The sequence below is a fragment of the Duganella caerulea genome (assembly GCF_040362985.1).
Classification (GTDB): domain Bacteria; phylum Pseudomonadota; class Gammaproteobacteria; order Burkholderiales; family Burkholderiaceae_D; genus Rugamonas; species Rugamonas vulcania.
This window is the reverse complement of the sequence record NZ_BPWJ01000006.1, coordinates 364,322-378,930: the sequence shown is the minus strand read 5'-3', so window position 1 is coordinate 378,930 and position 14,609 is coordinate 364,322. Positions and strand designations below refer to the sequence as shown.

Annotated in this window: 14 protein-coding genes; 12 read left to right on the top strand and 2 right to left on the bottom strand. The window is 63.1% G+C overall.

The genetic code is table 11. The features are described 5' to 3' along the window. Positions 1-34 precede the first annotated feature (34 nt). From ACUJB0_RS20415 to ACUJB0_RS20405, 3 genes are all read left to right on the top strand, one after another. Positions 35-1,651, top strand: coding sequence for a DEAD/DEAH box helicase (locus ACUJB0_RS20415; protein ID WP_444846821.1), 1,617 nt, complete (start codon positions 35-37; stop codon positions 1,649-1,651). A gap of 83 nt (positions 1,652-1,734) precedes the next feature. Continuing rightward, on the top strand, positions 1,735-2,709 hold the full coding sequence (locus tag ACUJB0_RS20410) for a thymidylate synthase (RefSeq protein ID WP_176363301.1): 975 nt from the start codon (positions 1,735-1,737) through the stop codon (positions 2,707-2,709). 41 nt (positions 2,710-2,750) lie between these two features. Next, a complete protein-coding gene (locus tag ACUJB0_RS20405; RefSeq protein WP_444846820.1) occupies positions 2,751-3,404 on the top strand; it encodes an alpha/beta fold hydrolase in 654 nt (217 codons plus the stop codon). On the opposite strand, the gene ACUJB0_RS20400 is transcribed toward ACUJB0_RS20405, so the two are convergent. Continuing rightward, on the bottom strand, positions 3,394-3,747 hold the full coding sequence (locus ACUJB0_RS20400; protein WP_444846819.1) for a cupredoxin domain-containing protein: 354 nt from the start codon (positions 3,745-3,747) through the stop codon (positions 3,394-3,396). The two genes, ACUJB0_RS20405 and ACUJB0_RS20400, sit on opposite strands and share 11 nt — an antisense overlap. Positions 3,748-3,753: 6 nt before the next feature. Then, positions 3,754-4,635, bottom strand: coding sequence for a metallophosphoesterase family protein (locus ACUJB0_RS20395; protein ID WP_444846818.1), 882 nt, complete (start codon positions 4,633-4,635; stop codon positions 3,754-3,756). Positions 4,636-4,808: 173 nt separating this feature from the next. Between ACUJB0_RS20395 and ACUJB0_RS20390 the strand changes: the two genes are divergently transcribed. From ACUJB0_RS20390 to ACUJB0_RS20350, 9 genes are all read left to right on the top strand, one after another. After that, positions 4,809-5,348: a sigma-70 family RNA polymerase sigma factor gene (locus tag ACUJB0_RS20390; protein ID WP_161088750.1), complete on the top strand. Its 540-nt coding sequence runs from the start codon at positions 4,809-4,811 to the stop codon at positions 5,346-5,348. Further along, positions 5,338-6,150 (top strand): anti-sigma factor family protein, encoded by an 813-nt coding sequence (locus ACUJB0_RS20385; RefSeq protein ID WP_444846817.1) that lies wholly within the window; start codon positions 5,338-5,340, stop codon positions 6,148-6,150. The genes ACUJB0_RS20390 and ACUJB0_RS20385 overlap by 11 nt, the downstream gene beginning before the upstream one ends. 60 nt (positions 6,151-6,210) lie before the next feature. After that, positions 6,211-6,939, top strand: coding sequence for a hypothetical protein (locus tag ACUJB0_RS20380; RefSeq protein ID WP_444846816.1), 729 nt, complete (start codon positions 6,211-6,213; stop codon positions 6,937-6,939). A gap of 2 nt (positions 6,940-6,941) precedes the next feature. Beyond that, positions 6,942-7,436, top strand: coding sequence for a membrane protein insertion efficiency factor YidD (yidD, locus tag ACUJB0_RS20375; RefSeq protein ID WP_444846815.1), 495 nt, complete (start codon positions 6,942-6,944; stop codon positions 7,434-7,436). Beyond that, entirely contained in the window at positions 7,433-7,924 is a 492-nt protein-coding gene (locus ACUJB0_RS20370; RefSeq protein ID WP_444846814.1) for a dihydrofolate reductase, read from the top strand. The genes yidD and ACUJB0_RS20370 overlap by 4 nt, the downstream gene beginning before the upstream one ends. A 29-nt stretch (positions 7,925-7,953) precedes the next feature. Continuing rightward, positions 7,954-8,574, top strand: a complete 621-nt coding sequence (locus ACUJB0_RS20365) for a DUF4337 domain-containing protein (RefSeq protein WP_444846813.1) — start codon at positions 7,954-7,956, stop codon at positions 8,572-8,574. Positions 8,575-8,763: 189 nt separating this feature from the next. Beyond that, the gene (locus ACUJB0_RS20360; RefSeq protein WP_444846812.1) at positions 8,764-11,016 is read left to right on the top strand and encodes an Orn/Lys/Arg family decarboxylase; all 2,253 of its coding nucleotides are present in this window, start codon (positions 8,764-8,766) and stop codon (positions 11,014-11,016) included. A 359-nt stretch (positions 11,017-11,375) separates the two neighbouring features. After that, positions 11,376-13,166 (top strand): DUF1800 domain-containing protein, encoded by a 1,791-nt coding sequence (locus tag ACUJB0_RS20355; protein WP_444846811.1) that lies wholly within the window; start codon positions 11,376-11,378, stop codon positions 13,164-13,166. A 10-nt stretch (positions 13,167-13,176) separates the two neighbouring features. Then, complete coding sequence (locus ACUJB0_RS20350; protein WP_444846810.1) at positions 13,177-14,604, top strand: DUF1501 domain-containing protein; 1,428 nt, start codon at positions 13,177-13,179, stop codon at positions 14,602-14,604. Positions 14,605-14,609 lie beyond the last annotated feature (5 nt).

Here is a 14,609-nt window from a genome sequence, read left to right as displayed (position 1 = left end):
ACTGCGCCCTCTTTTCGTTTTACGGCATAACACCATGACCTTCCAAGCCCTCGGCCTGATCGACCCCATACAGCGCACGCTGGAGACGCTGGGCTACAAGCAGCCCACGCCCGTCCAGAAGCAAGCCATTCCCGCCGTACTGGCGGGCCGCGACCTGATGGCGGCGGCGCAGACCGGCACCGGCAAGACGGCGGGCTTCGCCCTCCCCATCCTGCAACGCCTGACCATGGACGGCGTGACCGCGCCGAAAGCGGTGCGCTGCCTGGTGCTGGTGCCGACCCGCGAGCTGGCGGAACAGGTCTACGAGAGCTTCCGCAGCTACGGCGGCAACCTGCCGCTGAAATCGGCCGTGGCCTATGGCGGCGTACCGATCGAGCCGCAGATCACCAAGCTGCGCAAGGGCCTGGACGTGCTGGTTGCCACGCCGGGCCGCCTGATCGACCTGCACGACCAGGGCGCGATCAGCTTCGCCATGCTGCAAACGCTGGTGCTGGACGAGGCGGACCGCATGCTGGACCTGGGCTTTGAGCGCGACCTCGACATCCTGCTGGCGGCCCTGCCCAAGCAGCGCCAGACCTTGCTGTTCTCGGCCACGTTCTCCGACGAGATCCGCAAGCTGGCCGGCGGCATGCTGAAGGATCCGGTATCGATCCAGGTCAGCGCCAGCAACACGGCCACCAAGACCGTCAAGCAGTGGCTCATCCCGACCGACAAGCGCCGCAAGCCGGAGCTGCTGCTGCATCTGCTGAAGAAGCTGAACTGGGGCCAGGTGCTGGTGTTCGTCAAGACCCGCAAGGGCGTGGAGGCGCTGGTCAAGACGCTGCAGGAGCATGGCATTTCGGCCGATTCCATCCACGGCGACAAGACCCAGCCGGCCCGCCTGCGCGCGCTGGCCCGCTTCAAGAACGCCGAAGTCCAGCTGCTGGTGGCCACCGACGTGGCCGCGCGCGGGCTGGATATCGAGGCGCTGCCGCAGGTGGTCAACTTCGATCTGCCCACCGTGGCCGAGGATTACATCCACCGTATCGGCCGCACCGGGCGGGCCGGCATGGAGGGTGAAGCCGTCTCGCTGGTCTGTGCTGACGAAGTCGATATGCTGAAGGCCATCGAGACGTTGACCCGCCAGGTCATCCACCGCATCGAGGAACCGGGCTTCGAGGCCGACCACCGCGTGCCGGAGACCGGACCAAAAGGCGCCGCCGCAGCCGCAGCCAAGAAAGCGGCGGCCGAAGCGCCGGCCAAGAAGAAGCGCCCGTTCACCGGCCCGGCCGGGGGCAAGGCGGCGAGCGGCGGCGCTGCAGCCGGCGGCAAGGCAGCCGTCACGGCCCGCCCCGCAGGCGGCGACGCCTCGCTGGGCACTTGGGCCCCACCGCCACCATCGGGCAAACCGGCTGGCGGCGCCAGGTCCGGCACTGACCGTGTCTACGAAGGTGGCGGCAAGCCGGGAGCAGCGCCCAAAGGAGGCTTCGCGGGTACCGGCGGCGGAAAGCCCGGCGCTGGCCGTGGCTATTCAGGCGGCGGCAAGCCTGTCGCAGCGCCCAAAGGCGCGGTCGTGGTCACCGGCGGTCGTGGCGCCAAGTCGCTGGCGCGGGCCGCAGGCAAGGCCACGGCGCAGCCGGGCGGCCGCAAGTCCAAGCCGGGCCCACGCTGACGCCGGGGCGGCCATGCGCGCCGCCTGATAAAATAGCGACCTTTCCGGGCCATCGCGGCCCGCGCACCACGTTGGAGAATTGAATGCAGCAATACCAGGAACTGATCCAGACCGTCCTCGATACGGGCAGCTGGCAAGACAACCGCACCGGCATCCGCACCCTGAGCGTGCCGGGCGCGATGATGCGCTTCGACTTGCTGAACGGCGGCTTCCCAGCCGTGACGACCAAAAAACTGGCATTCAAATCCGTGGTCGGCGAGTTGTGCGCCTTCCTGCGCGCCTCCAGCAGCGCCGCCGACTTCCGCGCGCTGGGCTGCAAAGTCTGGGACCAGAACGCCAACGAGAACAAGCAGTGGCTGGACAATCCATACCGCCTCGGCGAGGACGACCTGGGGCCGGTCTACGGCGTGCAATGGCGCCAATGGCCCGGCTTCAAGCTGATCGCCGTCGACCAGCCGGCGCAGATCGCCGACGCGCAAAAGAACGGCTTCCGCCTGATCTCGCAGATCGAGGATGAAGGCGTGACCAAAGTCCTGCTGCACAAGTCGATCGACCAGCTGCGCGAATGCCTGGACACCATCGTCAACAATCCGGGCAGCCGCCGCATCCTGTTCCACGGCTGGAATCCGGCCGTGCTGGACGCGGTCGCCCTGCCGGCCTGCCACCTGCTGTACCAGTTCATTCCGAATCCGACCACGCGCGAGCTGTCGATGTGCCTCTACGTCCGCTCGAACGACCTGGGTCTGGGTACACCATTCAACCTCGCGGAGGGCGCAGCGCTGATGCACCTGGTCGGCCGCCTGACCGGCTACACGCCGCGCTGGTTCACCTACTTCATCGGCGACGCCCACATCTACGAAAACCACATGGACATGGTCAAGGAGCAGCTGACCCGCACGCCGTTCCCGGCACCGCAGTTCCGCATCTCCGACCGCGTGCCGGACTTCGCCAAGACCGGCAAGTACGAACCGGAGTGGCTGGAAAAGGTCGAGCCGTCGGACTTCTCGCTGGAAGGCTACCAGCACCACGCGCCGATCACGGCGCCGATGGCTGTATGACGCGGCTGGACTTCATCCCCGGCACGCTCTGTGACGAGAGGATGTGGTCCCGCCTGACGCCGTTGCTGGGCAACGGCTTCGCGTTCAATTACGTCCCCCTGCACCGGGCGGAAACGCGCCTGCAGATGCACGAGGTGATCGCGGCCCACAGCGCGCCGTCGGCGCATCTGGTGGCGTTCTCGCTGGGCGCCTACCTCGCCATCGAATACGCGCTGCTGCATCCGGATCGCGTGCAGTCGCTGGTGCTGATCGCGAACTCCGCGCGCGGCCTGAGCGAAAACGAAAAGCAAACCCGCCGTCGCATCATCCCCATGTTGAAGAGCAGCGCCTATACCGGCATGACGCGCATGCGCCTGCGCGAGCTGCTGCATGAATCGCACCTGGGCGACCAGTCCATTATCGACATCATCCAGCAAATGGCGCTGGACCTCGGCAAGGACGTGCTGCTGGCGCAGTTCACCGCCTCGATGGAGCGGCCGGACCTGATGGAGCGGCTGGCGGAAATCAAATGCCCGGTGCTGATCGTCGGCGCCGCCGGCGACCAGTTGGTCGATCCGGCCGACCTGCGCGAAATGCAGCGCCACCTGACCGACGCCCGCCTGCACATCCACGAAGGCACCGGCCACATGATCCCGCTGGAAGTCCCGCACACACTGGCCGCCGACATACTGGCCTTCCACCCGCTCAGGCCTTGACGATGATGGTGCCGGCCATTTCCTCATGGCCGCTGCCGCAGAAGTTATCGCACAAGAAGCCGAACTGCCCGGCCGTCTCGGGCTTGAGCTTCACCTGTACCGGCTTGCCCATCACCAGATCGGCGCGGATCTTGAGGTCCGGCACACTGAAGCCGTGCGGGAAGTCCAACGCCGTCAGTTCCAGCACCACCGCCTCGCCCTTCTTCAATTCGATCACGTTCGGCGCGAAGCGGAATTTGCGCGCTTCGATCTTGATCACACGTTCCTTGGCCTTGGCCTGCACCGCGCCAAGGGCCACCAGCGCCAACGGGGCGCACATCAGCAATCTACGTTTGGTCAACATGATGGTTCATCCTTTCATTGCGGGGAATTCGGTGATTTGATAGGCCACTGGCTTGGCCTCCGCCTCCACTTCGCGGAAGCCCAGGCCCTTGCCGGGCGCCGACGGATCCCAAGGCAGCGGCGTGCGCTTGTCCTGCGAGCCGGGCGCCGGCAGCGGGAAGATCAGCGACTTGGCCGCGTGGTGCGCAATGTGGCCACTCATGTGGTGGTTCTCCTGGTGGATGTGGCCATAGAACACGGTGACGTTCGAATACGGCATCAGCAGCGCCATCGCCTGCTCGCCGTCGCGCGTGGCCCAGTCCCATTTCGGCGCCAGGTCGAACAAGGGCCGGTGCGTCAGCACGACGATGCGCGCGTCCTTCGCCTGCTTGTCCAGGTCCGCCTTCAGCCACGCCAGCTGCGCCTCGCCGATGCGCGCGCCCGGGTCGGAGACGTTGTCGATGGCGATGAAGTGCACGCCTTTATGATCGAAGCTGTAGTTCGATGGACCGAAGAACTCGTGGAACGCCGCGCCGTTGTCGAGCGATGCGTCATGTTCGCCCGCCAGGAAGTGCACGTCCTTGACCTTCAACCCGCCGACGATCTGCTTGAACTCCCCCATGCGGCGGCGGCGTTCGGCCGCGTCGTCGGTGGTGTGGGTCAGGTCGCCGGTGAAGACGATGAAGTCCGGCGGCACCGCCAGCGCGTTGACGCTCTCCACCGCCTGCCGCAGCGTGTTCTGCGCCTCCGGGTTGGCAGGCCCCTTGTAGCCCCAATGCGAATCGGACAGCTGGACGAAGTAGAAGTCCTCGTAGCCGGCGGCCGCCATCGCCTTGCCGTACAAGCCGGACATGAAGACGGCGCCGCCGCCCACTGCGCCCAGCCTTAAAAATCCTCTGCGATCGATCATGATGAACTCCGTTCTGTGATTGAAAAGCCGGCGCCGCGCCATGGCATAATCGGCGGGCGCCGGTCGTACCGGCTAAAACCCGAAGCCAGGCCCGGATATTCCCGATATTTTTTTATTTCTGAACCGGGAATAAATCCGCACCGGTCGGAGTCTTCATCCACTGGACCACTGCAATGGATAAGTATTTGGGCGACGACGACAAAACCGCACGGTTCGAGGCGATGGCCATGCCGCATCTGGACGCGGCCTACAACCTGGCCCGCTGGCTGACCCGCAACCAGCACGACGCCGACGATCTGGTGCAAAGCGCCTATCTGCGCGCGTTCCGCTTTGCCGACGGCTTTCGCGGCGGCGACGTGCGCGCGTGGCTGCTGACCATCGTGCGCCACACCTACTACAGCACGCTGCGCGACGGCCAGGCGCAGCGCGGCGATGTGAGCTTCGACGAGGCGCTGCACGGAGACGAAGATGACAGCGCCGATCCGGCCGCCATCGCCGCCAGCCGCGACACCGGCCGCACCGTCAACGCCGCGCTGGCCCAGCTGCCGCAGGCGTTTCGCGAGGTGCTGGTGTTGAAGGAGATGGACGATCTGTCGTACAAGCAGATCGCGGAGGTGACCGAAACGCCGATCGGCACGGTGATGTCGCGGCTGGCCCGCGCGCGCAAGCAGCTGCTGGCCTATCTGAAGCACGGAGAGCAGGATGGAATCTAAGCACAGCCAGGAAAAGCTGTCGGCGTACCTGGATGCCGAACTGGATGCGGCCGACCGCGCGCAGGTGCAGGCGCATTTGGCCGGCTGCGGCCAGTGCGCCCAAGCGTTGGCGCAGTTGCAGGCGTTGCGTGGCCGCGTCGCCGCCGAGGCGCAGCGCCATGCCGCACCGGAGTACCTGAAACACCGCATCCACGCCGCGCTGCGGGCCGAGCCTGCAGGCACGCCGGCACCGCGCACACCGCCGCGCGCCTCGCCACGGGCATGGCGGCACACGTGGCCGTGGGCGTGGATCAACCTTGGCCTGGCGGGCGCGATGACGGCCGCCTTTGCCGTCACGCTGACGCTGTACCTGGGCCAACCCAACGCCGACGACCGTATCGAGCAGGAACTGGTGGCCAGCCATTTCCGCTCGCTGATGCCGGACCATCTGGCCGACGTGGCCTCGACCGACCAACACACCGTCAAGCCCTGGTTCGCCGGCAAGCTGGATTACTCGCCGCCCGTGTACGACCTGGCCGCGCAAGGCTACGCTTTGATCGGCGGACGATTGGACTATCTCCAGCAGCGTCCCGTGGCGGCGCTGGCCTACCGCCACCGCCTTCACATCGTCAACCTGTACATCTGGCCGGACGCCGGGGGCCACGCCAGCGCGCCGCAAGCGGGCATGCGGCAAGGCTTCCACCTGCTGCGCTGGACGCAGGACGGCATGCGGTACTCCGCCGTGTCGGACATCAATCCGCAGGACTTGGCGCAGTTCGCCGCGCTGCTGCGCCAGAAAGTGGCACAAGCGGACGCACAGTAAAGGACTCGCCTTTCCGCTGCGGCATGCTATTGTGGCTTGTTTATTCAACCACATTAGAGCATGAACAAGAAATTGATAGGATCCGTCGGCGCGATGGCCGCGGTCGTGGTGCTGGTATTGGCGGCCAACCGCCGTCACGCCGAGGCCCCCGTCGCCCCCACTCCACAGGTCGCGACCGAGGCGCCGGTGAGTCCCAAGGCACCGGCAGCGGCCACGTCCGCCGCAAGCGAGCCGGAAGACGCCGTAGGCCATGTCACGCAATCGCTGAAGGGCAAAGACTTTAACCTGCAGGTGATGGTCAGCGCTGATCCTTCGTTCCGCATCCTGAAGGTGAGCATGGCCGACGGCGAGCGTATCCTCTTTAGACGCACACTGGGGGGCGAAACTGGCGAATTGGGCCAGATGGGCTTCGCCCCATCCGACGAATTCGAACTTAAACAGCTTATCCCCAGCGATGTGCGCGAGCAGATCGTCCGTCGTTGCAACCAATACCCGGTCCAAGGCGAGGGCAAGTACGGCGTCTACGCCATCTACCGCATTGACGGCTTTTATCTGCAGACGCTTATCCACCTGATCACCGAACGCGTCCCCGAAGACGGCAATGGCCCGTCGCCGCAGAAGTTGAAGGCCACCGTCGAGGAAACCGTACGTGACGGCCAGCCGGCCATCATCTACCGGGCCAAAGTGGGGCAGCAGCCGGAGCGCACCATCGTCTTCCGCTGGAACGGCAAGATTTTTGAGGACCCGACCGGCGAATACGCGAAGATCAAGTCCGAATACAATCCGTGACCATGAAGCGCCTCGCCCTCGCCGCCATCGCGGCCTATCAACGCTACCTGTCGCCGCTGAAGGGTTTTAGCTGCGCCTTCCGCGTGCACACGGGCCGCGACAGCTGTTCGCAGTACGGCAAGCGCGTCATCGCCCGCCATGGCGTGGCGGCCGGCCTGCTGCTGTTGAAGCGGCGCATGGAGGATTGCGGCGACCTGCACCACCGCCACCCTCAAGCCATCCAGCGCCCGGAGCTGAGCGCGCGCCACCGCTTGCAGGCCGGCTTTTGCAGCTGGGGCGAGGTGTTCGAATTCGGCTGCGACTTCTTCACCGACTGGGCGCGCGATGCGCGCTGCTGCTCGTGGCGCTACAACACCTCGCCCACCGAGGACGACGACAACTACCCCGGCAACTCACCGCGCCGCGCGCGCCGCAAGAAATCGGCCACGCCGAAAAAGCCCAAATTGAACGATAATGTCGGCTCCGCACCTTCAGCACCGGATAGCACCGACAAATGAGCACACTGACCATCATCGTCGCCATGGACGCCCAGCGCGGCATCGGCATCAATAACACCCTGCCGTGGAAGCTGCCGGAAGACCTGGCGCATTTCAAGCGCGTGACCACCGGCCACGCCATCATCATGGGCCGCAAGACCTTCGACTCCATCGGCCGCCCGCTGCCCAACCGCCGCAACATCGTCATCACCCGCAACGCGGACTGGCGCCATGACGGCGTGGAAGCGGTCAATTCGGTCGAGGCGGCGCTGGCCTTGCTGGACGGCGCGCCCGGCTTCGTCATTGGCGGCGCCGAGATCTACAAACAGTCGATGCAGCTGGCCGACCAGTTGATAATCACCGAGATCGCCCGCACCTTCGAATGCGACGCCTTCTTCCCCGCGCTGGAAGCCGGCGCCTGGGAAGAAGTCGCCCGCGAACAGCACGCATCGGCCACGGCCGATTTGCAGTACGCTTTTGTTACACTGCGCCGCAAGGCGGCAGTTTAATCATCAACCCCATCAAGGAATAAAAGAACATGTCAGGCGACGGTTTTCACGTACACGGACCGCACGATCACGCGGTCGAACACGCAGCCCACGGCAGCGATGGCTTTTCGAACAATATTGCCGTCATGACGGCCATCCTGGCCACGGTGGGCGCCACCTTCGGCTACCTGGGCGGCGCCACGCAGAACGACGCGGCCCTGTTCAAGAACAACGCGGCCATCGACAAGACCCAGGCCTCCAACAGCTGGAACTACTACCAGGCCAAGTCCAGCAAGCAGAACCTGGCCGAGCTGGCCATGTCGCTGCCGGGTGTCGATCCGAAAAAGTACGAGGCCGACATGGCCCGCTACAAGACCGAAAAGGAAGACATCAAGAAGGACGCCGAAAAGTGGGAGGAATCCTCTAAAGAGTGGAACCACAAGTCGGACGAGGCCATGCACGAGCACCACCAGTGGGCGCTGGCCACCACCGCCGAGCAGATCGCCATCTCGCTGGCCGCCATCACCCTGCTGACCCGCAAGAAGTGGATGATGGGCCTGGCCTACGGCGTGGCCGGCGTCGGCATCGCGCTGGGCGCGTTTGCCTGGTTCCACGTCGATCCGGTCGGCCAGATGCTGGCCAAACTGGGCGGTGGCGCGGTCGGACATTAAGCATGTAATACCGGCGTCATAGTATTGCGTCAATCTTGTCTGGATTTTTGCAATATTTTTTTCCCGCAGCGGCCCCATTTCTGCGAGAATCCCGTTCTTATTTTTTTTCTGCGGCTGCCCGACAGGCGGTCGCGCCCTAGTCCGCCCCTCCACACAAGTCAGGGGCGGCTTGCTTTTTTGGAGACATGCATGAAATTTCGTTTCCCCATCGTCATTATCGACGAGGATTTCCGTTCCGAGAACACGTCCGGCCTGGGCATTCGCGCCCTGGCCGATGCAATGGAAAAAGAAGGCATGGAAGTGGTGGGCGTGACCAGCTACGGCGACCTGTCCCAGTTCGCCCAGCAGCAATCGCGCGCGTCGGCCTTCGTGCTGTCGATCGACGATGAGGAATTCGGCGGCGGCTCGGTCGAGGAGACCGACACGGCGCTGAAGTCCCTGCGCGCCTTCGTCGAGGAAATCCGCTACAAGAACGCCGACATCCCGATCTACCTGTACGGCGAAACCCGCACCTCGCGGCACATCCCCAACGACATCCTGCGCGAGCTGCACGGCTTCATCCACATGTTCGAGGACACGCCGGAGTTCGTGGCGCGCCACATCATCCGCGAAGCCAAGTCCTACCTGGACGGGCTGTCGCCGCCGTTCTTCCGCGCGCTGGTCCACTACGCCAACGACGGCTCGTACTCGTGGCACTGCCCCGGCCACTCGGGCGGCGTGGCCTTCCTGAAGTCGCCGATCGGCCAGATGTTCCACCAGTTCTTCGGCGAGAACATGCTGCGCGCCGACGTCTGCAACGCGGTCGAGGAGCTGGGTCAGCTGCTGGACCACACCGGCCCGGTGGCCGCGTCCGAGCGCAACGCTGCCCGCATCTTCAACGCCGACCATTGCTACTTCGTCACCAACGGCACCTCGACCTCGAACAAGATGGTCTGGCACTCGACCGTGGCGCCGGGCGACATCGTCGTGGTCGACCGCAACTGCCACAAGTCCATCCTGCACTCGATCATCATGTGCGGCGCGATCCCCGTGTTCCTGATGCCGACCCGTAACCACCTGGGCATCATCGGTCCGATTCCGCTGGAAGAGTTCACGATGGAGAGCATCCAGCGCAAGATCGAGGCCAATCCGTTCGCGCGCGAAGCGAAGAACAAGAAGCCGCGCATCCTGACCATCACCCAGTCGACCTACGACGGCGTGGTCTACAACGTGGAAACGCTGCGCGAGATGCTCGACGGCCAGATCGACACCCTGCACTTCGACGAAGCCTGGCTGCCGCACGCCACCTTCCACGACTTCTACAAGAACATGCACGCGATCGGCAAGGACCGTCCGCGCGCCAAGGAGTCGATGATCTTCTCGACCCAGTCCACCCACAAGCTGCTGGCCGGCCTGTCGCAGGCCTCGCAGGTGCTGGTGCGCGAATCGGAATCGGTCAAGCTGGACCGCGACGCCTTCAACGAGGCGTACCTGATGCACACCTCGACCTCGCCGCAGTATTCGATCATCGCTTCGTGCGACGTGGCCGCGGCCATGATGGAAGCACCGGGCGGCACCGCGCTGGTGGAAGAGTCCATCCTCGAAGCGCTGGACTTCCGCCGCGCGATGATGAAGATCGACCAGGAATGGGGCAAGGACTGGTGGTTCCAGGTGTGGGGCCCGCAGGAGTTCGCCGAGGAAGGTATCGGCTCGCAGGAAGACTGGATCATCAAGGCCGAGGACGACTGGCACGGCTTCGGCAAGCTGGCGCCGAACTTCAACATGCTGGACCCGATCAAGGCCACCATCGTCAACCCGGGCCTGTCGCTGGACGGCCAGTTCGCCGAGACCGGCATTCCGGCGTCCATCGTCACCAAGTACCTGGCCGAGCACGGCGTGATCATCGAGAAGTGCGGCCTGTACTCGTTCTTCATCATGTTCACCATCGGCATCACCAAGGGCCGCTGGAACACGCTGCTGACCGCGCTGCAACAGTTCAAGGACGATTACGACAAGAACCAGCCGATGTGGCGCATCCTGCCGGAGTTCGCGGCCGCCAACCCGACCTACGAAAAAATGGGCCTGCGCGACCTGTGCCAGCAGATCCACGACTTCTACAAGGCCTACGACGTGGCGCGCCTGACCACCGAGATGTACCTGTCGGACATGATCCCGGCCATGAAGCCGTCGGACGCGTTCGCCAAGATGGCGCACCGCGAGATCGAGCGCGTCGCCATCGACGAGCTGGAAGGCCGCATCACCTCCATCCTGCTGACGCCGTATCCACCAGGCATTCCGTTGCTGATCCCGGGCGAGCGCTTCAACAAGACCATCGTCGACTACCTGCGCTTCGCGCGCGACTTCAACGAGCGCTTCCCCGGCTTTGAGACCGATGTGCACGGCCTTGTCAAGCGAGAAGTCGATGGTAAACGCGGTTACTTTGTCGATTGCGTCAAACAGTAATTAGTTACTCACGGCAATAATTAAGGGCAGCTTCGGCTGCCCTTTTTACGTTCTGAGCTCACAAATGGCGACAATATTATCAAAATTTTTATGGCTAGTTCCAAAAGTCAACGATGCAAACGAATAAAGTTCTGCGGAAACTGATTTTCCTCAAATAAATCGTTGTCCAAATCCCACGTTATAAAAAAGTAATATCCGTATTATTATTGATAATTTCGTCGTATTTTCGTCCATCTTCGCTCAAAATCTGCGAAAAATATTTCCCATCTTTAATATTGCTCAACCACAAAAGAAACAAATTTTCTGCTTTAGCCAAATTCTTCTACAATTCGTCTTAATTAGTTTTCTTGGAGCAAGAAATGAAGCTAAGCCATCTTAAACTCACAGTGGGCGTCGCCATCCTGGCAACGCTTGGTGCCTGCGGCGGCGGCACCGGACCAACCGCCCAAGGCGGTAGCAAAGACCAGACAAAGGCTACGGTTCAGACCAGTGACGCCTCTGGCGCCACCACCAGCGCGATCAGCAGCCTGGCAGGCACGGTCCAGCGCATGTTCCTTAGTGGAACGGCCACAGCGTCGGGCCCCATTTCGCAAGAAGAAGCCTCGCGCTTCCTGCAACAGGCCACCTTTGGCCCGACCATGGCCAACATTCAGGAAGTGAGCGCCTCCGGCCCGGAAGCCTGGATCGACAACCAATTCACGCTGCCGCAATCGCTGCACCGCAACTATATGGAATGGGTGCAATCGCGGTTGCCTGCCGGCACCACGCTGAACCGTACCCAGTTCCTTGAGTCGTTCTGGCGCCAGGCGGCCAGCGGCGACGATCAGCTGCGCCAACGCATGGCGTTCGCGCTCTCGCAGATCCTTGTCGTATCGATGTCCGACAGCGAAGTGGCCTCCATGCCGCGCGGCGCGGCCGCCTACTACGACATCTTGGCCACGCACTGCTTCACCAACTTCCGCACCCTGCTGTCTTCGGTGGCACAGAACCCGATCATGGGTACCTACCTCAGCCACATCCACAATCAAAAGGAATCCGGTTATCGCGTGCCGGATGAGAATTTTGCCCGGGAAATCATGCAACTGATGAGCATAGGCTTGTATCAGTTGAACCAGGACGGCAGCAAAAAACTCAACAACGGTGTGCCGATCGAAACTTATACGCACGACGACGTTGCAGGCTTGGCCAAAGTGTTCACCGGAATGAGCTTCTACGGACCAGACACCAGCGCCGCCCGCTTTTGGGGCGATATCAAGGATGTGGATTACGACTGGCGTCCGATGCAGGGCTACGCCGCCTATCACTCAACCTCGACCAAGAAGTTCCTGGGCGTTACCATCAGCGGCAATACCACCGCCTACTCCGACTTCAACCTGGCGATCGACACGCTATTCAACCATCCCAACGTGGGGCCGTTCATCGGTCGCCAGTTGATCCAGCGCCTCGTCACCAGCAACCCAAGTCCCGCCTACGTCAGCCGCGTGGCGGCGGTATTCGCCAACAATGGCAGCGGCGTGCGCGGCGACATGAAGGCGCTGATCAAAGCGATCTTGCTCGACCCGGAAGCGCGGGCGCCCGCCACCAGCGGCCAGGGCAAGCTGCGCGAACCCGTGCTGCGCCTGGCCCACTGGATGCGCTCCTTTGAGGCCCATTCCTATAGCGGCCGGTACCTGATGTATTCGCTGGACGATCCGCTCAAAGGCATTGGTCAAACACCGATGCGCTCGCCATCCGTGTTCAATTTCTTCCGGCCGGCGTATGTGCCGCCAAACACGTTGATCGCGGCCGCCGGACTGGTTGCGCCGGAAATGCAGATTACCGCCGAACCCTCGGTCGCCGGCTATCTCAATTTCATGGTCGATGCCATCCCCTGGGGCGTGGGCACCAATCGCGACATCAAGCCAACTTATGTCAACGAGATCCCGTTGGCGGTGACACCCGACTTGCTGGTGGACCGTATCAACCTGTTGATGATGGCCGGCTCGATGTCCAGCACCTTGCGCAACCAGATCATCAGCGCGGTGAACATGGTGGCGCGGCCGCTGCCGACCGCCACCAATTCCAGCACGCTGGCAGCCATTGACCGCAACCGTGTCAGCCTGGCTATTTTCCTGACCATGGCTTCGCCTGAATACCTGATCCAGAAATAAGGGGAACACAATGAAACATCCCAACCAATCCCGCCGCAATTTCCTCGGTTCCATGCTGGCGCTGGCCGGTACCGCCAGCACGCCTTTCGCATTGAACCTGGCGGCGATGGCCACCGCTTCGGCTGAGGGCGCCACTGATTACAAGGCCATCGTCTGCTTGTTCATGTCCGGCGGTAACGATCAGGCCAATACCTTGCTGGCCACCGACACCGACTCCTGGAACAGCTATACCAGCGTCCGCAACACGGGCACGCCAGGATCGATCGCCCTGCCGCTCAGCAGCCTCCTGTCGATCGCGCCGGCCACGGTACAGTCCGGCCGTTCTTTCGCGCTGCACCCGCAATTGAAATCGGTGAAAAACCTGTTCGACAACGGCCGTGCAGCCATCGTCGCCAACGTCGGCACGCTGGTACAGCCGACCACGCTGACCCAGTACAAAGCCGGCGCGGTGCCGCTGCCACCGAAGCTGTTCTCGCATAACGACCAGCAATCGGTGTGGCAGTCCAGCAAACCGGAAGGCGCGACATTCGGCTGGGGTGGCCGCATGGGCGACTTGCTTGCCTCGTCGAACAGCAACACCAGCTTCACCTCGATTTCACTGGCTGGCAATGCGGTGTTCCTGACCGGCCGCGATATACGCCAATATCAGGTCGGCGGCAATGGTCCGGAAGCGATACAGCCGCTGACGGGTTCCATCTTCGGCGTGCCGACCGCCGCCAACCCGCTGCGCGCCATCATTACGGCGGAACGCACCGATCCGATGGAAAAAGAATATGTGTCGGTGATTAACCGCGCGATCAACCTGCAAGCCGCGATGGGCGGCGCCATGGTGCCGGCTGGCGCCGGCGGCGTCCCCAATCCCAGCTACTACGTCAACCCCAACAACGGTGTGGCGGCCGCCAATCCACTGGCGCTGCAACTGCAGACCGTCGCCCGCATCATCGCCGGCCGCAACGCGCTGGGCGCCAAACGACAAGTTTTTTATGTCAACATTGGCTCCTTCGACACCCACGACAACCAGCGCCTCATCCAGGACGACCTGCTGGCGCAACTGGCGCATGCGATCGACTACTTCGACACCGTGCTCTCCACGCTCCAGGGCACCGACATGCGCAACCAGGTGACCACTTTCACGGCATCCGATTTTGGCCGCACCTTCACCAGCAACGGCGACGGCACCGATCACGGCTGGGGTTCGCACCACTTCGTGTTCGGCGGCGCGGTGAAGGGCGGCGACATTTACGGCACCATGCCGGTCACCGGCGTGGGCCACGCGCTCGACGTTGGTTCAGGCTCGCTACTGCCCAGCATCTCGGTTGACCAGTATGGCGCCACGCTGGGTGCTTGGTTCGGCCTGTCGGTCACTCAAATTGCCGACGTGTTCCCAAACATCGCCAATTTCAACACAAGCAATCTCGGCTTCATGAATCCGGCCTGAGTCGA